Raw genomic sequence first — 24,229 nt, 5'->3', positions numbered from 1 at the left:
TGGGAAGGCGGGCATGATGCCAAATCGCGCTGGATTCCGGCAGGGGAGGGGGCTATATTCATCGGTATCGTGAATTTGCCTCTGCCCCCAGATATCCATTCCGGAGCGTTTGTCCGCCTCGACGGTGGTCGCGTCTTGTGGGGGATCGGGCCGTTTTCCGAAGCGGCGGAACCTCCTGGCGAAGGTGTGGCTTTCTATATTAACTCGTTCGATTTGTCGGATCCGCTACCGTGGAAGATTCCTGCACGGGTGGAAGAAACATCTTCTCCTGTCGGCAGGGTGACGAAGGAAGTGGATATTTCCTGGGAGGCTCCCGCGCCCGATTCTTTTGCCCAGGTTTTTTCCGAGATGATGGCCGAAATCGAAGCCGGACGCCTCGAAAAAACAGTTCCGGCTTTGGCTGAATCCGGGGTGCTGCATCGGCCTGGCGATGTGGCGGAATTGATGGTTAGGTGTCTGGAGGCGTCTCCGAAATTGTATCCGTACGGTTTTTGGGCGGGCGGGGAAGGGTTTTGCGGAGTGACTCCGGAGTATCTCTTTATTCAGGAGGGACGCACTCTGGAAACCATGGCATTGGCCGGAACGGCCCGTCCGGAAGACGAAAATGTTTTCATCCATGATTCCAAGGAAATCCGGGAACACGAGATCGTGGCCGGTACACTGATGAGCAGACTGGCCCCGTATGGACGCCTGACGCGTTCTCCACGCGGGATTTTGAATCTGGATACGTTGATCCACATGTATTCCTCCATCCATTTGGAAACGCGGGATGCCAAGTCTCCCGGATTTTGGATCAACCTCTTGCATCCGACGCCTGCTCTGGGATCCAAGCCCCGTACTCCGGAAACCCTGCGGCAGCTTCAGGAGTGGAGGGATCGCATGCTTTGCCCACGTCAGTTCGGAGCCCCCTTCGGCATTTCCGTGGACGGCAAGGCGATCCTGCTGGTGGCCATCCGTTCCCTCCATTGGGAGGGCGATCATATTGCCCTGACTGCCGGATGCGGAGTCGTACGGGGATCGGGCCTGATCCATGAATGGCGTGAACTGGCTTTGAAGCGCCGCACGATTCTCCATTCCCTCGGGTTATAGGAGGATACGATACGGTTGCCTGAAGCGATATCCCTAGTGCCGTGGAATACTACCTGGGTCTGGCTTCATCCGGAGCGGCTCTTCCAAAGGCTTCGATAAGCATGCCGTTACGATCAAAAAAGAGGAGAACCCAGGAACTGGCATCGCTGCCGAGAGCAAGAATAGGACCTTTGAAGTGCGTCAGTGCCTGATCGATGAAGTCGTTGTCGCTGATGAGATGGCGCAGGAAACTCTCGAATTGTTGTTTTGTACGGATATGCAGCAGGATCAGTTCCGTGGGCGGATCATGGATGATGCATTCGTTGTCAAAGGGGTAGCTTCTGAGAGTTGTCAGGCGCCCGCCGTAGAGTTTGCGGAAGGAGGCTTCTGCATCCGGCAGATTGGTGGTTCCCGATTTGACCATGGCGTCCACACGCTGCCAGTTGTCGAAGAAGCTCTTCGGGGTGGAATAGGGTTCCGCCCGGAGAAGGGGTTCTTCCACGGTACAGGCTGTCAGCGCCAGGGTGGCTCCGAGAAGCGGAATCAGGTTGTGGAGTGGACTTCTCATGGTTTGACTTGAAGATACTGCACGAATGCTGCCAGGTCAATAGGGAGATGACCGTGTTGACGTCCATGAAATACGAAATTTGTGATCGACAGGTCGCCCTCTTCCAGTTAGAAGCCGCGAATGGATCCTGGTTGACCGGTATGCTACACCTTTGATAAATTAAAACGGCATGTCTTCCTCGGTGGTGCTGAGAGGAGCGCCCCTTTCGATGTTACAATCATGAATGATACACAATTGATCATCCGTCCGGAAACGGAACAGGACCGCAACACAACCGAAACCCTGACAAGAGACGCATTTTGGGATGTTTACCATCCCGGGTGCAGCGAACATCTGATCCTTCACCGTCTGAGATCGGCTTCCGGGATGATTCCGGAACTGAACTTGGTGGCCGAGAGGGAAGGGCGCATTATTGGGCATGGAATGGCGACGAGGGCCAAAATCGTGTCTCCCGGCAGGCGGGATGAAGACCGGATCCTGTGTCTTGGCCCATTGAGCGTTGCTCCTGATTGCCGGAAGCAGGGAGTGGGAGGGGTGTTGATACGGGCGATTGTGTCCCGGGCAAAGGAACTCGGGTTTCTTGCTGTCGTCCTTGTCGGACATCCGGAGTACTACGGACGTTTCGGGTTTCAGTGTACCCGCCCCTGGCAAATCGGTTTGCCGGGCATTGGCATGATTGATGAACTCATGCTTCTGGAGTTGCAGCCCGGAAGCATGAGTAGTGTGGAGGGAGAATTCCATACCGACCCGGCTTTTGAAGTAGGAAGTGAAGAGGTGGAGGAATTCGACAGGCGTTTCCCATTCCGTGAAAAACACATTACGGATACCCAACTTCCGTAGAGATACTCCGGAATCCAGCCACATGTGGGAAGGAGGGAGAAATAGTCTCAATCCGGTATTTTTGCCTGAAAAAGGAGGAGATGATGGAGAAAAGGCAAAGGGGAGTGAAACAAATTCTGTTTCATTTTCGTATATGGGGACATGACTTCTCTTACCAAAATGCTTGCCGTAGCTGGTATTGCCTCAGTCGCATGGACGGATGCCCATGGAAATCCCATCGTCATCGATAATTGCCGGTTTACCTTCATTACACCCAATCTTGTCCGCATGGAATATGCGAACAAAGGGAAATTTTTGGATGACAAGACCTTGTTTGCACAAAACCGGGACATCTTGTTCGATGGCGTTCAGGTCGAAAAAAAAGATAACAACCGCTATGTATTTACGACTCCGGCCATGCGGCTTGAGTATCAGAATGACGGGTTCCCGTTCGGCCAGTCGAACATAAAGGCCAGTTTCAAAATGGACGGCAAGGATTGCGGATGGGGGATGGCCAGTTCCCAGAGGCGCAATCTGAAGGGCGCCATCGCAACGTTGGATGGCATCGGTGGGCCTGTTCCCCTCGAAGAAGGCCTGTTGAGCCGTGACGGCTGGTATTTGATCCAGGACTCGAACAAGGAAGTCCTGAAAAATGACTGGGTAACTCTGCGCGATAGGGATCACGTTCAGGATTTATACCTTTTCGTGTACGGGAACGATTACAAGGCCGCGCTTCAGTCCTTGAAAGCGGTCAGCGGAGCGGCCCCGATGCCGCGCAAGTATGTCCATGGCTCGTGGTACTGCCGCTGGTGGAGTTATACGGCTGATGATTACCGCCAGCTGGTCAAGGAGTACAAGGAACATGACTTCCCGCTGGATATCATGGTTTTTGACATGGACTGGCACCGGAAGGATGGACGGGTGGGTACGGCTCATGCAGGTACTCGCGGATGGACGGGGTATTCCTGGAATCGTCAATTGATCCCCGATCCGGCGGGACTGATCGCAGAGTTCAAGAAGGACAATATCAGCGTAGTCCTGAACGAACACCCTCACGACGGCATCCGCGACCACGAGGACATGTACCCCGCCTTCATGAAAGAAATGGGCCAGGAACCGGTTCAAGGAAAGAATATTGTCTTCGACGCCGGGGACAAAAAGTACATGGATGCCTTTATGAAACATGCCCATGAAGAGTCGGATAAGATGGGCGTGGCTTTCTGGTGGCTGGACTGGCAGCAGGACTACGTTTATCCCGTCGTTCGCGGCACCAACATGAAACATCTTCCCTGGCTCAATCATCTTTACTTCAACTATTCCAAGCAAGACAATCTGCGCGGTGCCGGATTCAGCCGTTGGGGCGGTTGGGGAGACCACCGTCACCCGATCCAGTTTTCCGGCGATTCCGGAGGCAATTGGAACATGTTGAAGTTCGAAATCGAATTGACCGCTACAAGCGGTAACGCCGGATGTTTCTTCTGGGCCCATGATCTGGGCGGATTCTACGGCGGCGAAGATGCGGAACTGATGGCTCGCTGGATCCAGTTCGGTCTGTTGAACTCGTCGCTCCGCCTGCATTCCGTCGGCAATCCCGATCGCCGTCCGTGGAAGTGGGGGGAACAGGCGGAAAACTCCATGCGTTCCGTTTATCATTTGCGTTCCCGCTTGATGCCTTACATCTATTCTTCCGTGCGCCAGTGCCATACGGACATGCTGCCGCTGAACCGTGCCATGTACATCGAGTACCCGGGAGAAGAAGATGCCTATAAAAATCCGCAGGAATTTCTCTTCGGAGACTTGTTGCTGGGGGCTCCGATCACGACAGCTGGCAAAGGCGATGCCAAAGTGGCCGAACAACGCGTGTGGCTGCCCCCGCATGACGTCTGGTACCAGTTCTACAGTGGCAAGAAGTATGGCGGCGGTCAATACGTGACGGAAAGCTGCGACATCAACTCTTTCCCCCTCTTTGTCAAGGGAGGTTATCCCATGCCGATGCAGCCATACACCGACCGTATGACATCCGCCGACTTGAAGACACTGGTCGTCCGTTGCTATCCCGGCTCCGAAGGTGCTTCCAACAGCTTCTCCCTGTACGAAGACGATGGAATGACCCGAGACTACGAACAAGGCAAATGCGCTTCAACCAGACTGGATTATTCCCTGAAGGACGGTGTGACGGAAATCACTGTCAACCCCGCCGAAGGTTCCTACCAGGGACAGGTGAAAGCCCGCAGTTACCGCTTTGAACTTCCCTCGACCTCGGCTGACATCCGGGCAACGGTCAATGGAAAAGACGTCCAGGTTACTCCGGATGAATCCCTCCAAGGCTTTACCGTTGAAGTCCCCGAAACCGATATCCGGGAGAAAGTAACGCTGCGTTTCAGCGCCAAATAACTCCTATCGTTACTTTTTTGCCCGTCCATTCTTTCACACAGGTGAAGGGATGGACGGGTCGAATATTCCCCCTGTGTTCTTGTGGCTGCCGTTTCGGTTCTGCGGGGGATTGGTGCCCCCGGTTTATCCCGATATAGATTCAGTCCCGGGGGGCCGGGAATCTTACAAACCTTCTTGATCGACAGAGGCTCTTGCTGCTATGTCGATTCACTGGTTTTCCGGTAGATTTTGTTTTAATCTTCCAGTTTCCGGACTTGTATGGACGGAAGTTCGTCTTACACATAGGAAAGATGGAATTCGACCTTCATGATACAATTTCCGGTGCGCGACATGATTCCTTTCTTCTTCCGTGTCGAAATGATGTCCATGGATTACACATTTGTCAGTGAGAGGGAATTTGTTTCAGCCGTTGTCAGTGTGTTTGATCTGATTGCCAAAGGGCAGTTGATTTTTTATAGTGAATAAAATGAGAATGAAACGATGAGTAGTGAGAATGAAGATCGGGAAAATGTCCCTGGTAAAGAGGAGGACGAACAGGATTTTTTTAATGAAGAAGAGCTGATCCGAGAAGGAATGAATGTTCATGTTCGGGATAGCCAGGGGAGGACTCCCTTGCATGAGGCTGTTCAATTTTGTTTTGATGATAATTCTATTCTGTCTTTGTTGGCTCTCGGGGCTGATATTCATGCACGGGACGTGGAGGGGCGAACTCCTCTGCATCTGTCTAACTCGTATGTCGTAGATATTTTGGTTGCCGGCGGTGCGGACATTAATGCCTGTGATAATCGCGGACAAACTGCATTGCATCTTGCGACCGAATATAACGAAGAAATGAAAGTGGAGATTTTATTGTTTTTGGGCGCGGACGTGAATGTTTGTGATGACGAAGGCAGAACTCCTTTGCATGTTGCTGCTTATTACCGGCATGATTTTATTGTAGATATGCTGCTGCAAGCCGGGAGCAATGTGTTTGCGCTTGATAAAAAAGGGAAAACTCCTCTGGATTTGGCTCAAAATGGTGATCATGATGAATTGGATCGCTGTTTGGATTTTTTGTCCGAGGCTATGCTCAAGGGCGATGAGCTGAGAGAGAAGAATGGGGATTCTTTTGATGGATGCGGTGACTGAGGGGTGAAAATATGGTCTGTGGAGTCTTTGATTGAAACCGGAGCCGACGTGGATGTATGTAATGGTGCGAAAAGGCCTTTTCTGCATGTTGCTGTGGAATAGGACAATATGACTATGATAGTGCTGCTTCTCTGGGCGGGGCTCTTCTTCTTTCTTCCGATGATCATGCCGATCCTCCCTTGGAGTTGGTGAAAAGAAACGGAATGCAAAAAATGATCGTTTTTTGGAAAGGCAGCAGACAGGGCGGGAAGGGGACGGGGAAGGCTTGGTAGTTCAGGGGTGGATTAGATTGCCAAAGTGCGATTGATTTTATACTTTATCAAAAAGACTGTTGATACACGTGAGAGGATTTTCTTTAACCAAATACTATATGGATTGTGTAACCGAGGATGGCACGGTTGTTCTTGCTTATGCTTCCGATCTTACTCTGGGGAGTGTCCATGTGAAGCATTCTTCTCTGTTGATTGTTGATATTGACGGGATGGTTGTGTCCCGGCAGTCGTTTATCCGGGGGATGTTGCCGGAGTTTGTGCGTGGCAAGTGGCAGTGGAGATGCTGGCCTCTTTCCATTCAGGGATCGTGGACACCGGTGGTGCCGACTGCCGCCCCGATCAGCTTGTATGGATCGGGGCCATGGAGGAATGTTTCATGGCAATGCCTGGCGCCCCGAGCCAAGGTTTGGATGTCTACAAAGGGATGGCGTCTGGAGGGTACCGGGTATATGGAATGCCTGACCATGAATTTGGAACCGTGGAGTTTACCTTTGGATTCCTTGCATTGGGGGCGGTTTCATGCGGATAATGGACGGGCTCTAACGTGGATTGTATGGGAGGGGGACCATCCCTTGTCGATTATGCTGGAGAATGGGAAACCGATTTCTTTGCCGGGAGGGATTAAGACGAGACCGTCAGGGGAGGGATTGGATTTTGCGGGTTGCAGTCTGGATCTGAGTTGCGAGCGCGTCCTGCGTTCCGGTGATATTTCCGAGACGGTGTTGACTCGTAGCCCCATGGTTTTGAGACGCCTGCTTCCCGATTCTATCCTGCACTTGAAGGAAACCAAATGGGGGGGGCCTGCTTCTTTGGTTGCTCCCGGGTTGGGAGCTCCTGAAAATGGGTATGCCATTCACGAGGTTGTTCGTTTTAAACCATGAATACTATTGTTCGGGGTCTGAGTCTCTTGGTGAGGGGGCGGTTTTTTTATGGGTTTGCTTTTTGTGTCTTGATTCCCTGCCTATTGTGGAATGGAACCCTTGTATGGGAACCTTGGGTGAAGCTGGAGGCTATCCATTCTGTGTGGCTTGGAGGTTTGTCCCTGTTTTTCGGCGTTTGCCTGATGGCGGGGGCTATGGTTGCGCTGAAGGTGAAGGGGGGCGGTCTTCCGATGAATGCGTTTCCTCCGCCTAAGTTTGTTTCGACGGGTTTTTACGGGATTGTGCCCCATCCTATTTATTGGGGATTTTGCCTGTCGTGTGCCGGTGTTTCGTTGCTGACGGGGTCGTCGGCCGGCTTGTATGTAATGACGCCGTTGAGCATGTTGGGGTGTGCGGCGATTGTCTGGGGTTATGAGCGCCAGGATTTGATCCGGCGTTTTGGTTCATCGGCTCCGCCGACTCTTTTAGGGCTGCCTCTCGCCAATGGAGAGCGTCCCGGCTGGGTGAAGCGTTTCGCCGGGGTGGCGATGATTGGCGTTGTGTGGGCTCTGGCTTATTATGGAGGGGCGTTGACCGGGGTGGCGGAGAGTGCCCCCGATTGCCGGATTTTTGGCGAAGATGCGGCGGCGGATATTTCTGATGCCGCGATTTGGATTTACCAAAGTATTTATCTGATTGTACCGCTTGTGCTTGTTTTTTCTCTGAATACCAATGCAAAGCTGAGGTGTATGGAGTTGTGGGCATACGGATGTTTCGGGTTGGGGGTGCTTATGTTTCTGATGTTTCCTCTGTCATGTCCCCTGGATGATTTTTATCCGGTAACGCTGGCGGATTTTTGTTTGCAGATGGATCGCGAGGGTCTACCCGATTATTGTATTGCGTTCCCGTCGTTCCATGTATTGTGGGCGTTGATGGTAGCAGGGTTCGCCTGGCGGTATGTACCCCGGTGGCTGATTGCAGCTGCCGTCGTGTGGGCTTGTGCCTTGGCTTGGAGTTGCGTGGAGACGGGGATGCACGGCTGGCTGGATGTGTTGGGGGCCTTGGCGGTTTTTTTTGTGGTTGCCGGCGCGCGGCCTCTTGCCCGGGCTGCGCTGGAATTGGCGGAAAGGCTGGCCAATTCCTGGAGAGCGTGCCGGATTGGTCCATTGCGTATAATCAACCATGGTGCCTACGTGTTTCTGGCTGCGTTTCTTGGGTATGTTCTGGCAGTGTCTCTGGCAGGGAGAGAATATCGGATTGGTATTGCCGTAGTTGCGGTCTGCTCTCTGCTTGGAGCCGGTGTCTGGGCCCAGGTCGTGGAAGGTTCCGCCCGGCTGCTTCGACCGTTCGGTTATTATGGAGCTATCCTTGGGGGGCTGGTTGGCGTCGCAGGAGCGGCTCTGCTTCATCCAGCGTCGGACGGTGGGAACGGGTTTAGTGGCTGGGTCCTGTTTGCCGCGATGGCTGTAGCGTCGCCGTGGATTCAGGCGATAGGACGTTTGCGTTGCCTGGTACAAGGATGTTGCCACGGTCATCCCGTTGGCGATTGCTGTAGGCATTGGGGCATTGTCCATACCAACCCGGCTTCTCGTGTGTGCCGATTGACGGAGTGGGCAGGTGTGCCGCTGCATGCGACGGCGCTGTATTCCATCGGTTTTAATATTGTGAGCGGCTGGGTGTTGGTGCGTCTTTGGTGTACGGGATTGCCTGCCGGATTGTTGATTGGGCTGTATTTTGTCTTGGCCGGATTGTCCCGTTTTGTCGAGGAGTCCTATCGAGGTGAACCTCAGACCGGGAGGCATGGGGGATTGTCCGATTACCAGTGGCTGGCCGTCGGCTTTGTGTGCCTGGCTTTTGTCTTCTGGAATATTCCTTCGGCAATGGTGCCCGTACCGTTGCCGTCGTGGAATTCGGAAGCTCTTGTTCCGGGTGGGTTGCTCGGGGTACTTTATGCGTTTTGCATGAGTATGGATTTTCCGGATTCCAACAAGCGTTTTTCTCGTCTGACTTCCTGAGAGGGTTGACGTTTTTGTATGAATTTATTGTGCTTTGACTGAGACAATGCCGTTCATGACGACGAAGAGGGTTCCCGTCGATATGATGACGGCGCTTTGGGAGATGAGGGAGAAGGCCCATGCTTCGGAAGGGGTGAGCGAGAATCCCAGGCAACTGGCTATGATGCTGGTGGCGATGCCTCCCCATAGCAACCCCCACCATATGAAGACGGGCGCTATGGATTTGTCTGGAGCCGTCGCCCGGCGGATATCCATCAGGACGAGGCAGGGTCGATATAGAAAGAGCGGCGGAATCAGGCATCCGGCGACGGCGGCTCCCGGCGTGTATCGGATGGGGAACTGTCCTCCCTGGGCGGATAACATCTCCACTGATTTGTAGAGCCAAGTGAGGAAGACGGCTGTAGCCAGGAAGAACAGGAAGACGTCCAGAGCCATGAGGGAACTGGTCAGGGTATCCTGAATGCCGCAGAGGTACAGGTCTCTTTCCATGGTATACCTGATGTCCGCTACCAGCCGGACGGCGAGGGCTGCGGACATCAGGAAGATACATTTCCGGGTAAGCCGGGAGAGCATGGTGTCCTGGTGACGACAGTTAGAGCTGGAAGACGGGGTTTTCCAGAAGCTCCTTGATCTTGACGAGGAAGGTGACTGCCTGTTTGCCGTCGATAAGCCGGTGGTCGTAGGAAAGGGCCAGGTACATCATCGGGCGGATGACGATTTGACCGTCCTTGGCGACGGGGCGTTCCATGATAGCGTGCATGCCGAGGATGGCGCTTTGAGGCGGATTGGGGATGGGAGTGGAGAGCATGGAGCCATACACGCCGCCGTTGGTGATGGTGAAGACTCCCCCCTGGAGGTCTTCCCAGCCCAGGCGGTTGGTGCGGGCTTTTTCGGAGAGTTCGGCCAGTTCCTGTTCCAGTTGGAGGTGGTTTTTCTCGTCGCAGTTTCGCAGGACGGGGACGGTGAGGCCCTTGTCCGTACCGACGGCAATGGAGATGTCATAATAGTGGTTGGTGATGATGTCGTCACCGTCGATGCGGGCATTGACCTGGGGGACTTCCTGAAGTGCTCCGACGACGGCCTTGATGAAAAAGCTCATGAAGCCGAGGCGTGCTCCGGTGGGGTTGGGCATGCTTTTGAACTGGCGCCGTAATTCCATGATGGCGCTCATGTCGCATTCGTTGAATGTCGTCAATAGGGCAGACTGGTGTTGGACTTCAACGAGTTTTGCTGCAATCGTACGCCTCAAGGGGGACATGCGGGTGCGTGAGTAGCGCGTTTCTTCCACAGGTGACTGGGGGGAGACTGCGGGAACAGGGATGGATGCGGCTGCGGGTTTTTCTTCTACCGGAGCGGGGCGGGGTGCCGGTTGGGCTACCTTGGATGCAACGGGAGAAGGGACTGTCCCGGCGGATGTTGCGGAGATGCGTCCAATAACATCTCCGATGCCGACGTCATTGCCTTCGGGGACGAGGATCTCAAGGATGCCGTTTTCCTGTGCTTCCAGTTCGGATGCTACTTTGTCCGTTTCCAGAGTGACGAGTACGTCTCCTGCGTTGACTCGGGCTCCGGATTCAACGTTCCAGGTAGAGATGGTGGCCGATGTGACGGATTCACCGAAGTTGGGGATGATGATATCGCTCATGAGAGAAAAGATGGTAAGAGGTTAGAGGGTTTCACGGGTGTTGAATGCGGAGCTGAGAAGGCGCTTTTGGGCGGCCTTATGCAGGGATTTGGCACCTTCTGCGGGGCACGCCATGGCGAGACGTCCGGCGTATCGGAAGGAGGCGGAGAGTATCCTGTTGAGACGGGGACGGATGTGATTCCACGGTCCCATGTTTTCCGGTTCTTCCTGGCACCAGCAGTAATCCCGGATGTGTTCGTAGGGGGCCAAGGTGTAGGTGAGCAGTTCGTCGTAGATGGGGTAGAGCTGTTCGATCCGGACGATAAGAGTGTCTGTGATACCGTGTTCCCGGCGATAGTTCATGAGGTCGTAGAAGACCTTGCCGGAACATAGGATGACGCGTCTGCACTCCCGAGGGGTCGGAGATTCCGGGTCGGGGAGGATTTCCTGGAACCCGGATGGGGAGAGGAAGTCCTTCATGGGGGAGACGGCGTCCGGCAGGGAGAGCAGGCTCTTGGGGGTGAAGATTACCATCGGCTTGGCTGCCTTCTGCTTGATTTGGCGGCGGAGGGCATGGAAGAGCTGGGCGGGAGTCGTCAGGTTCAGAATTTGCATGTTGCGCTGGGCACAGAGTTGCAGGTAGCGTTCGATTCTCGCGCTGGAGTGTTCCGAACCGGCTCCTTCGTATCCGTGGGGCAGGAGTAGGGTAATGCTGGAGCCCTGGCGCCACTTGGCTTCCGCCGCTGCGATAAACTGATCAATGATAACCTGTGCTCCGTTGGCAAAATCGCCGAACTGGGCTTCCCACATGGTGAGTGTATCCGGAGAACCGAGGGAGTATCCGTATTCGAAGCCAAGGATGGAGGCTTCCGACAGGGAGGAATTGAAGATGCGGAAGGGAGCCTGGTCTGGGGAGAGGTGTTCCAGCGGGATGTGAATGGCTCCCGTTTCCTGATCGTGGACGACGGCGTGACGGTGCGAGAACGTGCCTCGCTGGCAGTCTTGTCCGCTAATGCGGACGGGAGTGCCTTCCATCATTAGTGAACCCCAGGCGAGGGCTTCTCCCATGCCCCAATCGAGAGGAGTCCCGTTTTCGAAGGCGGCTTTGCGACGGGCAAATACGCGCTTTTCCAGAGTGGGGTGAAGGTGGAATCCTTCCGGAAGGCGGGTGATGCCTTCTCCGACGAAGCGGTACATATTCGGCGTGATGCCGGTGTTGATAATGTCGTGCGAGTATGGCAGGACGCCGTGGCCGCGGGTCGAGGAGAGGGGCGGCATGATGGAGTGGACAGACATGACAGAGAGCTGCTGGAGCTGTTCTTCCATAGCTTGCCACTGGCGGTCTGCTATTTCCTTGAAGCCGGCTTCGGTCAGGTCGCCGCGCTCGATGAGTTCGCGGGAATAGCTGGCAACGGCTCCGGGGTGGTTGGCGATTGTAGCCGCCAGCATGGGATTGGTGAAGGAGGACTGGTCGGTTTCATTGTGACCGAGCTTGCGGTAGCAATAGATGTCCAGCACGATGTCGAAGGCGAATTTCTGGCGGAAGTCGAGGGCAAAAAGGGCGGCCTTGACAAGGGCTTCGGGAGACTCTCCGTTGACATGAAGAATAGGAGCCTGCACCATCTTGGCCATATCCGTTGCATAACGGCTGGAACGCGCTTCTCCCGGATCGGTTGTGAAGCCGATCTGGTTGTTGACGATGATATGGATGGTACCGCCGGTCTTGTACCCCCGCAGTTGGGATAGGTTCAGCACTTCGCTGACGAGGCCTTGCCCGGCAAATGCGGCATCTCCGTGGATGAGGATGGGCAGGACTTTCTTGCGGGCATTGTCACCGATTTCATGCTGGACGGCACGGGCGCGGCCTTCCACGATGGGGTCGACGGCTTCGAGGTGGCTAGGATTGGCGGAAAGGGTGACGTCCAGCGACTGCCCATCCGGGAAGGTGAGGGTGGTAGCGTAACCGAGGTGGTATTTGACGTCGCTTCCTCCTTCGGGGTTGTCCGGCATGTAGTCGGGCGTGAATTCGTAGAAGATATTGCGAAGGGATTTGTGCAAGATATTGGCCAGGACATTCAGGCGTCCGCGGTGGGCCATTCCTAGTTCCACATGGGAGATTTCGTTGGCGGGGCAGTTGTCCAAGATACTTTGGAGGAGGACGATCAAGCCTTCTCCGCCTTCGAGGGAGAAGCGTTTTTCACCAAGGAATTTTTTGCCCAGAAATTCTTCAAATTGTTCCGACTGGAGGAGTTTTTCCAGAGCGGAGATACGTTTTTCCGGTGTATTGAGAACTTCCTGATCGCTGGATTCGATTCTGGCCTTGATCCAGTTGACGATTTCCGGGGAATCAATGTGGGTGTATTCGTAACCCGTCTTGTCGCAATACAAGTCGAACAATCGGCAGATTGTTTCCGCATCGGCGCAAATGCCCTCCGGCAGGGAGGCAAGGCGTTCTTCCCTGGAAATGGGATAGAGCGGGTTGATGTCCGCAAAATGGTGACCGTTGCGGCGGAAGTAGGTAGACGGATCGGCTGAGACGATTTCTTGAACGGTTTCCACAGGAACAAAAGGCAACCTGGATGTCGGCCTTGAAGGTGCGGCTTCTTTGCCGGAACCGAGGGCATAGCCTTCAAAGTAGGCGGCCCAGACGGGATCCACGGATGTGGGGTCATTGTTCCAAGATTGGTAAAGCAGTTCGATTTCAGTTGGATTTAAGCGAGCGAAGATAGAGGAGCTCATGAGATTCTTGATTCTCTTACACCCTAGAACTTGAAACTGTAAAATCAAAATTCAAAATCCCGGAAAGAGTCGGAAAAAGTGTCATGCAATATCAATGTCTTTTGTCATATCGCACAATAGACTTGTACTTAAAAGTTTGAGGTAGATGCGATTTTCCGGTGGAATCGACTAGCGAGCCAATGGGGAATGCTGCAACAGTTCCAGAACCTTATGCAAGGAGGAGACACGGCAGGTCGCCAGTTCAAAATTGGCGCATTCGGTGATTCTGTTCGGAACGGCAATGACCGGGATTCCTGCGCGATGGGCGGCTGTTGTGCCGTTTTCGGAGTCTTCGATGACGAGGCAGTCCGCAGGGGGCAGGGACAGTCGCCGTGCCGATTCAACGTACAAGGCAGGATCCGGTTTGACGGGTAGCCCGTCGTCTCGGCAGAGGACGGAGACAAAGCGGTCGCGAATCCCCAGTTTTTCCAACCATCCGTCCACCCATCGATGGGATGAACTGGAGGCTACGGCCAATGGCAGGGCTTGTTTCCGGCACCAGTTTAGCAGTTCCAAGGCACCGGTCATTAGCCCGGAATGGGCCAGATCGGCATGGATGCGTTTTTGGCGTTCGGCATTGATGGTCTCCCAGTCGTATGTTTTACCCGTGAGGCTTTCCAGATGGTCGGCCGGATTCCAGTGCGTGTATCCGCTTCCGAGGCATTGGTTGAAGCAGTCCAAAGGCAGGGCATGCCCATGAGCCCGGAACACGCGTTCCCAGGATTGATAAATGGCCCATTCCGTGTCGACAAGGACACCGTCGAAGTCAAAAAGAACAGCTTTGGAGAAGGGAACGGGCGATTCGATCATGAGGGGATATGGGGATTACGGGAGGCTGCCCGTTCGGCTTTAAACTGGGCGAACCACTCTTGGAACGAACGCATGGCAAGGCGCTTCTTGAAAAGGTATACGGCAATGATGGCGTAGATGATATTAGGCAGCCAGGCTCCCAGCCAGGAAGGGAAGTAACCGGCAGATGCCAGTGTCGGAAAAAATTCGTAGAGGAACAGCATGGCGGCAGCCAGGAAAATGGCAATGCCGATGCCCGCCATTGGGGAACGCCTCTGGAATGTAATGGCTGAAGGGATAGCGATGATGCCCAGCAGGATGCAGGAGAAGATTTTAGCAATACGGACATGCCATTCCGTATGCAAAGCCCGGGACATCTTGGGATTGACGGAGCGATTGTCGATAATGCTTTTGATGGTTGGCGTTCCTTGCGTATCAACACGAAACGACGGCGAAATCAACTGCCAGGGCGTTTCCGGGAATTCGGTTACCAGGGTAGGATGAATCTTTTTTTCGAATTCCGGGACGATTTCCAAGTTTTTCGGAGTTTCATTGTGTTTGCGGTAAACGGCATTCTTGAACGTCCAGACTCGTGTGGCATGGTTCCAAGAAGCAGAATCTGCGAAAATTTCGTAATTCAACACACCGGGAGCGGAGAATTGTTCGATATGAACATCGATAAGAGGCGCACCCGGAGAATCGATTTCAGGAGGGATGCGAATATTCCAAATGCGCCCGGCTACTTCGTTTTTATATCGGCAGGCTTTGGCAAAAGGGTTGTTTTCCATATTCCGGCTGTCGGATATGGATGCAAACAGGAGCTTGCGGTATAGCGTGGAATTGGGCGCCCAGTGGAACCCGAAAATTCCGAAATACGCCGCCACGAAGCAAGAACCTACAATAATGGGCGCCGTGATGCGCAGAAGGGAACGCCCGGATTGCAGCATTCCGGTGATTTCCGAAGATCCGGACAACTTGCTGAGTGCCCACAATACGCCGAGCAGCAGCGTGTAGGGAAGCACGAGATTGAGAATCATCGGCATCTGCAGCAAGTAGAAATGGACGGTAGATAGAATGGGATCGTCAAATTCCCCGAATTCTCCCACATTCTCTGCGAAGTCCCCCAGAATGAAGATCAGGGAGAGGATGCCCGTACATAACAGGAAAGATGACAGGAACATCCGGGTAATGTACCGATCCATGATATCGATGAAAGCATAGATCAATGCTCCGACTGCCGGCAGGAAACACCCGATGGATATCAGCCAGGGCCGTAATGACTGGGCAAGTGGATACTCTGCCCGCGTGCCGGGGATTTCCCATTGCATCTGCGACCACTCGCGGTTCATCAAATAGAAGGCCAGCACGCTGCCGATCCCCAAAGTCAGGATAAATGGCAGAAATCGACGGAGCTGTGCAGAGGCTGAACTCATGGGGACGGAGCGCATTATAATAACCCGCTCAGGGAACGGAAGCCTGAATTTTGCCTTCACCCGGTAAGTTTGCGTTTCCTTGTCTTTCTCTTTTTTACCAGGTACCGGGTTGGGGGATGGAATGATCCTGGAGAGGTGGCTTTGCTGTATGAATGACGCATGAGGTAGGATGTGTGCCGCCGTGGTATCTTGACATATTTGCGGAGAGCTAGCACGATTTGGATATGAATGTAAAAATTGCAAAGTGTTTGTTGTCCGTGTTCATGCTGGGATGTGCCGTCGTGTTGCAGTCCGGGGCTGAAGAAAAACCACTGGAGGAGGGGGACTCTCCCGCCCGCGTGGAACTCCTGGCTTTCAACCGCGTCGTAGCGAGCTTTGAAGGCGTGGAGCATAAACCCTGCATGTTTCGGACTTCGCTGTGTCCGGACAAGTGCGGACATGCACGTGACGTGGCGCGTTTCAAGGTTGTCCGTTATTTGAATTACGGGTGTTTCGGTAAGTATGGCGATGCCGAGCAGGAGGTATTTTTTGTGAATATGAAAGAGAATGACAGAGAAGATCCCCAGTCTCCTGCCGTCCTGGCAGCAATCCGCGGGCTGAAGAAAGGGGATATGGTCGAACTGTCATGGGCTCATTTGTATGTGACTCACGGCGGGGTATCTTCCCCTCAGCGCCGGGTGTTGGGGATTGCTCCTGTCCCATCCGAGGTCCGTCAGGAACCGGGAACGGTGGAATCGTAGTACCTCTTGTTGCCGGGGGGAAGAAGAGTCTCCTTGATTTCCGGATGTTTTTGCATTAAAAGTAGGTTCCATATGAAAATCAAATTCTGCGGTGCAGCAGGGACGACGACTGGGTCCCAACATTTGCTGGAAGTGAACGGCGCTCGTATCCTGCTGGATTGCGGGATGTTTCAGGGCCGGCGTGAGGAATCCCTGAGGATTAACCGAGAGTTTCCGTATTTTGATCCGAAGGGGATTGATTGTGTCGTTCTGTCTCATGCGCATATCGACCACTCCGGAAACCTGCCGAATTTGGTGAAAAAGGGCTTTGACGGCAATATTTATTGTACGCCGGCGACGCGAGACCTGTGTCTGATCATGCTGGCCGATGCCGCCCGCATTCAGGAACACGATTGTGCGTTCATTAACAAGATTAATGCCCGTAATGGTATTCGCGGCCCTCTTGCCGTGCCGAATTATACGCCTCAAGATGCCGAGATGTGTACGCGCCTGTTCATGAATATTAACTACGAACGCCCTCAGATGATTGCTCCCGGCGTCACGTTGTCTTTCTATGATGCGGGCCACATTCTCGGTGCAGCCCAGGTTTGCCTGGATATTGTTGACGAGGATGACGGAGGACGGAAGAAAAGATTGGTATTTTCCGGTGACGTGGGTCGCGGAAATAACGAACTGCTGAGGGATCCCGTCCCAGTACCGGATGTGGATATCCTCATTATGGAATCGACGTACGGAGGACGTCACCATGAGTCTCCTCCAAGGGATGACGAGACGTTTTGTGCCTGTATTGAACGATCATTGGAACGAGGCGGCAGCATTTATATTCCCGCTTTTGCCGTGGAACGTACTCAGCAGCTCCTGTATTTGCTTCACAAAGCTTTTCAGGAAGGTAAGCTGCCGCAGCTTACCGTGTATGTGGATAGCCCGATGGCGGTAAGTGCCACGGAGATTTACAGGCTCCATCCCGAATGTTTCAACTCCGAGGCGTATGAGTTCCTGTTCCGGGAGAAAGATCCGTTCGGGTTTGAACATTTGCGGCTGATCCGTTCTGTTGAGGAATCCCAAGCCCTGAACAAAATGAAGGAACAGGGGATTATTATTTCCGCTTCGGGCATGTGCGAAGCTGGACGCATTCTGCATCATCTGGCCAATAATATCGGTAATCCCCGCAATACGGTCTTATTTGTGGGTTATTGTGCTCCATCTACGTTGGGGCGCAAGATTATGGACGGTTGGAAAGATGTGCCTATTCTGGGCAAGCAGTACACGGTTCGGGCGGCAATCGAAGAGATGGATTCGTTCTCGGGACATGCCGACCACGATGAATTGCTTAGTTATTTCAAGGAAATGGGGGGCTCTCGCTCTACTGTCTTCCTTGTCCACGGTGAACCGAAAGCTTCCCAGGCGATGTATGATGCCTTGCAGGAGGAGTTCCCCGACGACGGACGCGATCTTGTGATCGCGGAGCTTGGAATGGAATATCCGGTGTGATGCGATCGACCAGAGGGGGCTGGCAGGTTCAGAATTGGAGCCTGCTGTGCGAGGCAACCTGAACGGCGACCCGGAAGGCCTGCAAGGTACTGGATGGGTCGGCGATGCCTTTGCCGGCGATTCCGAATGCCGTGCCGTGATCTGGGCTGACGCGTGGCCGGGGCAGACCGAGGGTGATGTTAACGGCTGTGTTGAAGTCGAGCATCTTCAATGGAATGAGCCCTTGGTCATGATAAGGAGCCAGGATGCCGTCGAAACGGCCTTGCAGGGCATCGCGGTAGACGGTGTCCGGTACTTCGGGACCGTAGAAGTCGGCGTCGGGGCATTCCTTGTTGAGAATGCCGACGGCAGGAGCGATGATACGCATGTCTTCGCTGCCGAAAGCTCCGTGTTCACCGGCATGGGGGTTGAGGGCGGCGAGGGCGATTTGCGGACGTTTGCATGTGCGGCACAGGCAGAAATCGGCCAGCAGCTTGCCGATGCGAACGAGTTCCGAGGTCTTCAGAAGGGAAGGAACATCTTTGATCGCAACGTGGGTGGTAGCCAGTGCCACGGTCAGGTGGACTCCGGAAAGGCACATGGCAAAGTTGGGTTCTCCAAGGCGGGCGGCAAAGAATTCCGTCTGCCCCGGCCAGGCGAAACCGACTTCGTGGAGTGCTTCCTTGGAGACGGGTGCTGTGACGATGGCATCGATAGTTCCATGGCGCAAAGCCTGGACAGCCAGTTCCAGATGGTCGAAGGCGGCTTGGGCGGACTCGCGCGATGGAGAACCGGGAACGGCATTGATTTTTTCTCCGATGAGCGTGTATTGGACGTTTCGGGGCAAATCGGGAGAAGCCAGGGCTTGGGCGATGACTTCCGGCCCGATGCCGGCTTGGTCTCCGAGTGTATAGCCGATTGTGATCTGGGACATCTATGATTATCGGATTTCGTTTTGTTCCGGAGATTGAACGGGTTCCGCGGTAGGGATATCCTCGGAATCGGAGACTGGTTCTGCTGTCGGGATGTCTTCTTCCGGCTGGGAGACCGGAACTGGCTTGACGGGCATGACGTTATCGGAAATAGAGTAGGGGTCATGCGCCTGATTCGGGGAATCCTGCTTGTTGGATAGAGGTTTTTGATCGGGGTGGAGAGAATCAATGGAATACCGCTTCGTTGTGATCATGGGATCTTCCGGGTTCCTCACAGAGAATTCTATTTTGGCATTGGTATTCCATTGATAGAAAGCTGTTGCGGCTAGCATGACGATAACGATAAACAGAAGGATGGAACCAAGGCAGGATCTCATGCCGACAGCATGAAGCCGAAATGCCGTTCATTCAAGTCAGATTGAAAGAATTTCCTCTTTGAATCAGTACATACTCCATGTATAAATCCGTCTGTAATCATGCTGTTCGGGATGCATGATATGTAAATCTTCCTGTGTGCTGTGCGCTTTTTCCAACAGATCTTATCGAAAGCCTTCAAGCTGTTTCTTTGGCTTGTTGCGGTGTTGGTTATATTGATGGCGTGGTATGCGTGGTATGCCTCGACACCGGTTCTCGTGCCCTATACCCGTCCCGCCGGCGATATACGCCGGGCGGAAGGATTGGACCTTCGTTTCCTGGAGTTTGACGGAGCGGACGGCGTGAAGGTAGATGCCTGTATTGTGTCCATGAAAAACCAGGGAGGAGAAACGACTCCCCGCCTGAGCCGCATGAGGGACCTTTTGAGAAATCGAGGGAAGTTATCCAATCTGGAACGACAGCCCGGCATTGTCCTGATCAGTACGACTTGGAATCATGGAATTGAGAATTCCATGAACTATGCAGAGAGTCTAGCCAGTGCCGGCTATACCTGCGTGTTGTGGAATTCCCGGGGAAGAGACCAGGTGAGGCCTTATTGTTCGTATGGTTATTATGAATCGGCGGATGTGCCATTGCTGCTTGATGCCGTGGAGAAGGAATTGGGAGATACTGCTCCCGTTGCGGCCGTGGGGCAGGGATTTGGTGCGGCGTTGCTGATGCAGTCCGCCGTCAGGGAACCGCGCATCCGCTGTGTGGTGGCCATGGACAGTTTTTGCATCTTAAAGTCCGCCATCATGCGGGCCATGGAGGATGACATGGGCAAGCCGACATGTTACGCCGCGTTCTGGTTGGCGGAATTGGGGATATGTACGCGTGCCGGGTATAGCAGCTACGATGTCGTTCCCGTCGATGCCGCCCGTGATTTGACGGTTCCCGCGATGCTGGTTTGTACGGATGAGTTGTTCTTTTCGGATATGAAGGATACGCTGACTTTGTATTCTGCTGTCACTTCGGAGAACAAGGTTGTGTACAATGGCCGGGCGGACGGAGAACCGTACGGTACAAAAACCCGGGAACATGTGCAGATGGTGGAGGGTAAAAAGGGGGAAAAGTTCGAGGAACGTTATCAAATCCACGTGTATGACGGGGAAGACGATTTGATGGCTTCCGTTGCTGAGTGGATTCAGGACAATAACCGTCTGCCCAAACCTAAGGTGCTGCCTGGTGAAATCCCGGGATCGACTCGTAAAATTTGATTCATTTTCGCATGACAGGATCGGAAAACACTCACATCGTCCAAAATCAGCGCCGCAAATCCAGATTTGCTTTGCGGAGCCAGAGGCATTTCTGGGCGATTGTCCTCGGTGCCCTGACAAGTGCCATTCTGGTCCATTTATTGGGTTATTTTGTCTTGCGCGTAACCGGGGTGGGGATGACTCTTTCTCCTGTGGAAGGCCAGTTGCCACCAAATAGCAAAGAGGAAATTCTTCGACCCGTCGTCTTGCAAAGTGACGAAGAAGAGCGAGAGGAAATACCTGATGAATTGCCTACTGCCGACCCGGACAATTTGCCTGTGGAGGATATTCAGACTCCGGATCCGGTTGATATGGAACTGGAGGATGTGAGTATTGCCCCCGGAGAGACGTCCATTGGACTGGAAAGCATGGATTCTACGGAATCCCAGGCTCTTGCTTCGCAGATGGAGCAATTGGCTGATTCGGTTGGCTCTGCCGGCAGCCCGGAACCGGGCATGAGCGAGGCATTGGCGATTACGTCCAATCCGCTCAAGGTTGTCAAGTCGGACGGACTGCCGGAAATCGACCCTGATGTATGGAACAGGGAAAATCTGACGGGCAATAAAGGAGTCAGCGATGCCAACTTACCGAGCGGTACGAAATCCTTGACTGACCTGTTGGCTCAGCCATCCAATTCACTCGGGAAGAAGAGCGGTCATGGATTGATCGGTGCAGACCTGTTGTTTGAATATGACAAAGCGGTTATGAAGAATTCCGCCAGAATCGGCTTGCTTCAGCTCGCGGCATTGATCTGCAAGAATCCCCAAACTTCATTCATTATCGAGGGCCATACGGACAGTTTTGGTTCCCGGGAGTACAACAAACTCCTTTCCCTCATGCGCGCCAATGCCGTCCGGTTGTGGCTCCAGGCCAATGGGATCGACATGACGCATGTGTACATCAGGGCATGCGGGAATGAACGTCCCGTTGTGCCGATTACCGGTGACCGCAGAGCCCAGGCCGCCAACAGACGTGTGGAAATCCACATGCGCAAGAAGGGTGAAGATCTCCCGGCGGATGCCTTGCCGATCTCATACAAAGTGGATATGGAAACTCCGATCGCACGTCAGATTGCCGCGATGAAGCAAGGGACTGGGGCTTTGCCTGTTCCTTCTTCGGATCAGGGGCGTCCTGTAGCTCCCGTTGTTCCTGCCAAACCGGTTGTCCCTTCGGTGCCTCCGGTCACTTCCCCTGCTGCTGTTCGTCCCGCAACGCCTACTCCGGCGGCGGGGAATGTTCGCCAGCCGTCTCCGGTTGTCGTTCCGGCACCCGGTCAAGGGCAGGGGACTGCAACCGGTTCTTTCGTTCGTCAGGGAGCCCGGCCTCCTGTAGTTTCCGGCTCCAACCAGGAAGCGCCGGTGGTTGACGATGAGGAGGTCGATTTGGAAGATTTACCTGCCCGCGTCGTTGGCAAGGAGGATGATATTCCTGTTGCCCAGCCTGTTCACGATGATATTCCTGCCGCTATTCCCGTGGCGGAACCGGTACACGGTTCCGGAGCCGATCCTGCCGGAAAACCGGAGAAGGGCGGGAATAGTCCTCAGGAACCGGCTTTTCAGGAGCCTCTCCTGCCCTGAGAATGGGTTGCCATGCGGTAATGCTTCAGGTACGGTGGGGCATATGAGATTGCAAGCGCTTCCTCCTCCGGATCGGCCGGGATGGTTATTGTCCTTTGATTTCGACGATACGTTGTACGATGCGCGTTCCGCCCATGGCGTGCCACCGGATTTCTTTTCTCTGATACGCAGGTTGCGTACCGACTACGGAATCATGTGGGGGATCAACACGGGCAGAAGTCTGGACTACCTGGCGGAAGGTTATGAACGCGATTCCCGGGCGCCTTTTGCCCCGGATTTTTTAGTGACGCGCGAGCGCGACATCCATCTTGCAGATCAGGGCCTTCATATCAGGCCCTATGTACCGTGGAATGATGCCTGCGATGAAGCACATGCCAAGTTGTTCCGGCATTACCGCAAGTTTTTTACGGATTTGCTCCGTGATTTGGAAGCTCATTGCGCCCATGTGGATTGGTGGTTGCAGAAAGAGGATCCTTACTCTCTGGAAATGGCTGATCCGGCGGATCTCGATTGGGCGGAGCGACTCATTATGCCTGCTATCGCCGAACATCCTGAAATATCCTTCCAGCGGGCAGGTCCTTATCTGCGATTCTGCCATGCCGATTACAACAAAGGAAGTGCACTGGCCCATGTGGCGGAACTGCTCGGGATTCCGGGAGAGCGCATCTGTATTTTCGGGGACAGTTTCAATGATCTGGATGCGATGAAAGAAAATCCTCAGGCGTTTTGCTGTTGTCCTTCCAATGCCGTAGATTCCGTTCGTCACCTTGTGGCTGCCCGAGCCGGTTATGAAAGTCCTTTTCCTGGGCCTGAAGGTGTAATGGATGCCTTGGTGCAGTCTGTTATCCCTTGGATGGAATGAACGCTTATTCCCGTTCCGGCAATGTATCCCAGTGATCGATTGTTTGAGCCTTGATGTAACTTGGGGTAATTTTGAGTTTGACAAAATAGAACTGCGATAGGATCGTGATAGGCAATGGAAAATCAGACATCACCCCCTCCCTTTTCCGGTGAGACAGCCATGTCCCCCGAGTTGAGAAGATTGTATTCCATACGCATGTGGGCGGCGTTGTCTCCTTTGTTGGCTCTTCTGCTGAATCTATATTTTTGTAATATTATAGTGCCGGCCATTCTTTTCCTGTGTTTCAAGGATACGACTCCGCAAGCGGTTCCTTTCTTCAAGAGAGTGTTGAATTTCCAGATTTCATGGACTATCTGGTTGATTGTTGGATGCATCATTTTAATGTTGATAGCGGGTGTTGGATTTTTCCTGACTGCTGCTGGTCATGCGAGGGAGCCAGGTGTGGCAATATTTTGGGTTCCAGTCTTGTTGTGGGTTCTTCTTGTAATAGCGTATATGATTGTTTTTCTTGTATTTACAATCATCATGCTAGTCCGGGCCAATTCTCGTCCCGACTATGTTCCTCCATTGACGATCCGATTTTTCAAGGACTAATACCCATCATATTTTCTGACTATGTTTGCAACTATTGTTTGTTTGGCGGTTATTATCGTTGCCGGAGGCATGGTGGCTTCCGGTTACAACGGTTTGGTGACGTTGCGCAATGCCGTTCGGAATGCTTTTGCAGGTATCGACGTGCAACTTCAACGCCGGTATGATCTCATCCCCAATCTCGTTGAAGTTGCAAAAAAATACATGGAACATGAACGCGAGACGCTGGAGGCTGTGATTGCGGCACGTAATGTGGCATGCAAAGCCTCTGAAAAAGCAGTGATTGATCCGGCGAATCCGGAATCGGTTAAGGCTCTGGTTGCTGCGGAAAACTCTCTTGGCGGTGTCATGGAGCGTCTGTTTGCCCTGTCGGAATCCTATCCCGACTTGAAGGCGGATAGTCAAATGTCCAGATTGATGCAGGAATTGCGTGAGACGGAGGATAGTGTTGCCTATGCCCGGCAGACGTATAACAACGCCGTGATGAAATACAATACGAAGCGGGAGGTGTTCCCGACGAATGTTATTGCATCGGTGTTCAACTTCCAGCCGTCGGAGATGTTCAAGGTGGAGACCGAAACGGCCCGGCAGGCACCGAAGGTAAGTTTCCAATAGAAAGAGCCGGCGCTGGATTCCAGC

At 53.6% G+C, this 24,229-nt stretch carries 22 protein-coding genes; 14 read left to right on the top strand and 8 right to left on the bottom strand.

The window, feature by feature from the left end; all coding sequences use genetic code 11:
- The first annotated feature begins 69 nt into the window (after positions 1–69).
- Positions 70–1,089: a chorismate-binding protein gene (locus QET40_RS10995; RefSeq protein ID WP_280127223.1), complete on the top strand. Its 1,020-nt coding sequence runs from the start codon at positions 70–72 to the stop codon at positions 1,087–1,089.
- A 49-nt stretch (positions 1,090–1,138) separates the two neighbouring features.
- Here the strand turns inward: QET40_RS10995 and QET40_RS10990 are convergent, their stop codons facing one another.
- A complete protein-coding gene (locus tag QET40_RS10990) occupies positions 1,139–1,636 on the bottom strand; it encodes a hypothetical protein (protein ID WP_280127222.1) in 498 nt (165 codons plus the stop codon).
- Between the two features lie 219 nt (positions 1,637–1,855).
- Between QET40_RS10990 and QET40_RS10985 the strand changes: the two genes are divergently transcribed.
- From QET40_RS10985 to QET40_RS10960, 6 genes are all read left to right on the top strand, one after another.
- Positions 1,856–2,476, top strand: coding sequence for an N-acetyltransferase (locus QET40_RS10985; RefSeq protein ID WP_280127221.1), 621 nt, complete (start codon positions 1,856–1,858; stop codon positions 2,474–2,476).
- Positions 2,477–2,617: 141 nt separating this feature from the next.
- On the top strand, positions 2,618–4,849 hold the full coding sequence (locus tag QET40_RS10980) for a TIM-barrel domain-containing protein (protein ID WP_280127220.1): 2,232 nt from the start codon (positions 2,618–2,620) through the stop codon (positions 4,847–4,849).
- A 306-nt stretch (positions 4,850–5,155) separates the two neighbouring features.
- Positions 5,156–5,314: a hypothetical protein gene (locus tag QET40_RS10975; protein WP_280127219.1), complete on the top strand. Its 159-nt coding sequence runs from the start codon at positions 5,156–5,158 to the stop codon at positions 5,312–5,314.
- Positions 5,315–5,329: 15 nt separating this feature from the next.
- Complete coding sequence (locus QET40_RS10970) at positions 5,330–5,977, top strand: ankyrin repeat domain-containing protein (RefSeq protein WP_280127218.1); 648 nt, start codon at positions 5,330–5,332, stop codon at positions 5,975–5,977.
- Between the two features lie 340 nt (positions 5,978–6,317).
- The gene (locus tag QET40_RS10965) at positions 6,318–7,130 is read left to right on the top strand and encodes a hypothetical protein (RefSeq protein ID WP_280127217.1); all 813 of its coding nucleotides are present in this window, start codon (positions 6,318–6,320) and stop codon (positions 7,128–7,130) included.
- The gene (locus QET40_RS10960) at positions 7,127–9,124 is read left to right on the top strand and encodes a prolipoprotein diacylglyceryl transferase family protein (protein WP_280127216.1); all 1,998 of its coding nucleotides are present in this window, start codon (positions 7,127–7,129) and stop codon (positions 9,122–9,124) included. The genes QET40_RS10965 and QET40_RS10960 overlap by 4 nt, the downstream gene beginning before the upstream one ends.
- Positions 9,125–9,148: 24 nt before the next feature.
- On the opposite strand, the gene QET40_RS10955 is transcribed toward QET40_RS10960, so the two are convergent.
- The 5 genes from QET40_RS10955 to QET40_RS10935 form a co-directional block, all read right to left on the bottom strand.
- A complete protein-coding gene (locus QET40_RS10955) occupies positions 9,149–9,697 on the bottom strand; it encodes a DUF4328 domain-containing protein (protein ID WP_280127215.1) in 549 nt (182 codons plus the stop codon).
- A 19-nt stretch (positions 9,698–9,716) separates the two neighbouring features.
- Positions 9,717–10,769, bottom strand: a complete 1,053-nt coding sequence (locus QET40_RS10950; protein WP_280127214.1) for a 2-oxo acid dehydrogenase subunit E2 — start codon at positions 10,767–10,769, stop codon at positions 9,717–9,719.
- A 21-nt stretch (positions 10,770–10,790) separates the two neighbouring features.
- On the bottom strand, positions 10,791–13,487 hold the full coding sequence (locus tag QET40_RS10945; RefSeq protein ID WP_280127213.1) for a 2-oxoglutarate dehydrogenase E1 component: 2,697 nt from the start codon (positions 13,485–13,487) through the stop codon (positions 10,791–10,793).
- Between the two features lie 168 nt (positions 13,488–13,655).
- A complete protein-coding gene (locus QET40_RS10940) occupies positions 13,656–14,336 on the bottom strand; it encodes an HAD-IA family hydrolase (protein ID WP_280127212.1) in 681 nt (226 codons plus the stop codon).
- Complete coding sequence (locus tag QET40_RS10935; protein WP_280127211.1) at positions 14,333–15,748, bottom strand: LptF/LptG family permease; 1,416 nt, start codon at positions 15,746–15,748, stop codon at positions 14,333–14,335. The genes QET40_RS10940 and QET40_RS10935 overlap by 4 nt, the downstream gene beginning before the upstream one ends.
- A gap of 224 nt (positions 15,749–15,972) precedes the next feature.
- On the opposite strand from QET40_RS10935, the gene QET40_RS10930 reads away from it, so the two are divergent.
- Both QET40_RS10930 and QET40_RS10925 read left to right on the top strand, forming a co-directional pair.
- Complete coding sequence (locus QET40_RS10930) at positions 15,973–16,488, top strand: hypothetical protein (RefSeq protein ID WP_280127210.1); 516 nt, start codon at positions 15,973–15,975, stop codon at positions 16,486–16,488.
- A 72-nt stretch (positions 16,489–16,560) separates the two neighbouring features.
- Positions 16,561–17,979, top strand: coding sequence for an MBL fold metallo-hydrolase (locus QET40_RS10925; RefSeq protein ID WP_280127209.1), 1,419 nt, complete (start codon positions 16,561–16,563; stop codon positions 17,977–17,979).
- Positions 17,980–18,007: 28 nt separating this feature from the next.
- On the opposite strand, the gene QET40_RS10920 is transcribed toward QET40_RS10925, so the two are convergent.
- Positions 18,008–18,892 (bottom strand): 4-hydroxythreonine-4-phosphate dehydrogenase PdxA, encoded by an 885-nt coding sequence (locus QET40_RS10920; RefSeq protein WP_280127208.1) that lies wholly within the window; start codon positions 18,890–18,892, stop codon positions 18,008–18,010.
- A 6-nt stretch (positions 18,893–18,898) separates the two neighbouring features.
- Positions 18,899–19,267 (bottom strand): hypothetical protein, encoded by a 369-nt coding sequence (locus tag QET40_RS10915; protein ID WP_280127207.1) that lies wholly within the window; start codon positions 19,265–19,267, stop codon positions 18,899–18,901.
- A 201-nt stretch (positions 19,268–19,468) separates the two neighbouring features.
- Here QET40_RS10915 and QET40_RS10910 point away from each other — a divergent pair, with 201 nt between their 5' ends.
- The 5 genes from QET40_RS10910 to QET40_RS10890 all read left to right on the top strand — a co-directional run bounded on the left by QET40_RS10910 (position 19,469) and on the right by QET40_RS10890 (position 24,205).
- A complete protein-coding gene (locus tag QET40_RS10910; RefSeq protein WP_280127206.1) occupies positions 19,469–20,521 on the top strand; it encodes a hypothetical protein in 1,053 nt (350 codons plus the stop codon).
- Positions 20,522–20,532: 11 nt separating this feature from the next.
- A complete protein-coding gene (locus QET40_RS10905) occupies positions 20,533–22,137 on the top strand; it encodes an OmpA family protein (RefSeq protein WP_280127205.1) in 1,605 nt (534 codons plus the stop codon).
- 43 nt (positions 22,138–22,180) lie between these two features.
- Complete coding sequence (locus QET40_RS10900) at positions 22,181–22,999, top strand: HAD hydrolase family protein (RefSeq protein WP_280127204.1); 819 nt, start codon at positions 22,181–22,183, stop codon at positions 22,997–22,999.
- Positions 23,000–23,158: 159 nt separating this feature from the next.
- The gene (locus QET40_RS10895; RefSeq protein ID WP_280127203.1) at positions 23,159–23,593 is read left to right on the top strand and encodes a DUF4870 domain-containing protein; all 435 of its coding nucleotides are present in this window, start codon (positions 23,159–23,161) and stop codon (positions 23,591–23,593) included.
- A 21-nt stretch (positions 23,594–23,614) separates the two neighbouring features.
- Positions 23,615–24,205 (top strand): LemA family protein, encoded by a 591-nt coding sequence (locus tag QET40_RS10890; protein ID WP_280127202.1) that lies wholly within the window; start codon positions 23,615–23,617, stop codon positions 24,203–24,205.
- Positions 24,206–24,229 lie beyond the last annotated feature (24 nt).

The sequence above is a fragment of the Akkermansia sp. N21169 genome, assembly GCF_029854675.1.
Classification (GTDB): domain Bacteria; phylum Verrucomicrobiota; class Verrucomicrobiia; order Verrucomicrobiales; family Akkermansiaceae; genus Akkermansia.
Note: the sequence above shows the minus strand (reverse complement) of the source record. Positions and strands in the feature narration are given on the sequence as shown.

Coding starts and splice junctions, on each gene's coding strand:
- QET40_RS10990 (WP_280127222.1), bottom strand. CDS start 1,636: ATGAGAAGTCCACTCCACAACCTGATTCCGCTTCTCGGAGCCACCCTG.
- QET40_RS10985 (WP_280127221.1), top strand. CDS start 1,856: ATGAATGATACACAATTGATCATCCGTCCGGAAACGGAACAGGACCGC.
- QET40_RS10980 (WP_280127220.1), top strand. CDS start 2,618: ATGACTTCTCTTACCAAAATGCTTGCCGTAGCTGGTATTGCCTCAGTC.
- QET40_RS10975 (WP_280127219.1), top strand. CDS start 5,156: ATGATACAATTTCCGGTGCGCGACATGATTCCTTTCTTCTTCCGTGTC.
- QET40_RS10970 (WP_280127218.1), top strand. CDS start 5,330: ATGAGTAGTGAGAATGAAGATCGGGAAAATGTCCCTGGTAAAGAGGAG.
- QET40_RS10960 (WP_280127216.1), top strand. CDS start 7,127: ATGAATACTATTGTTCGGGGTCTGAGTCTCTTGGTGAGGGGGCGGTTT.
- QET40_RS10955 (WP_280127215.1), bottom strand. CDS start 9,697: ATGCTCTCCCGGCTTACCCGGAAATGTATCTTCCTGATGTCCGCAGCC.
- QET40_RS10950 (WP_280127214.1), bottom strand. CDS start 10,769: ATGAGCGATATCATCATCCCCAACTTCGGTGAATCCGTCACATCGGCC.
- QET40_RS10945 (WP_280127213.1), bottom strand. CDS start 13,487: ATGAGCTCCTCTATCTTCGCTCGCTTAAATCCAACTGAAATCGAACTG.
- QET40_RS10940 (WP_280127212.1), bottom strand. CDS start 14,336: ATGATCGAATCGCCCGTTCCCTTCTCCAAAGCTGTTCTTTTTGACTTC.
- QET40_RS10935 (WP_280127211.1), bottom strand. CDS start 15,748: ATGAGTTCAGCCTCTGCACAGCTCCGTCGATTTCTGCCATTTATCCTG.
- QET40_RS10930 (WP_280127210.1), top strand. CDS start 15,973: ATGAATGTAAAAATTGCAAAGTGTTTGTTGTCCGTGTTCATGCTGGGA.
- QET40_RS10925 (WP_280127209.1), top strand. CDS start 16,561: ATGAAAATCAAATTCTGCGGTGCAGCAGGGACGACGACTGGGTCCCAA.
- QET40_RS10920 (WP_280127208.1), bottom strand. CDS start 18,892: ATGTCCCAGATCACAATCGGCTATACACTCGGAGACCAAGCCGGCATC.
- QET40_RS10915 (WP_280127207.1), bottom strand. CDS start 19,267: ATGAGATCCTGCCTTGGTTCCATCCTTCTGTTTATCGTTATCGTCATG.
- QET40_RS10905 (WP_280127205.1), top strand. CDS start 20,533: ATGACAGGATCGGAAAACACTCACATCGTCCAAAATCAGCGCCGCAAA.
- QET40_RS10900 (WP_280127204.1), top strand. CDS start 22,181: ATGAGATTGCAAGCGCTTCCTCCTCCGGATCGGCCGGGATGGTTATTG.
- QET40_RS10895 (WP_280127203.1), top strand. CDS start 23,159: ATGTCCCCCGAGTTGAGAAGATTGTATTCCATACGCATGTGGGCGGCG.
- QET40_RS10890 (WP_280127202.1), top strand. CDS start 23,615: ATGTTTGCAACTATTGTTTGTTTGGCGGTTATTATCGTTGCCGGAGGC.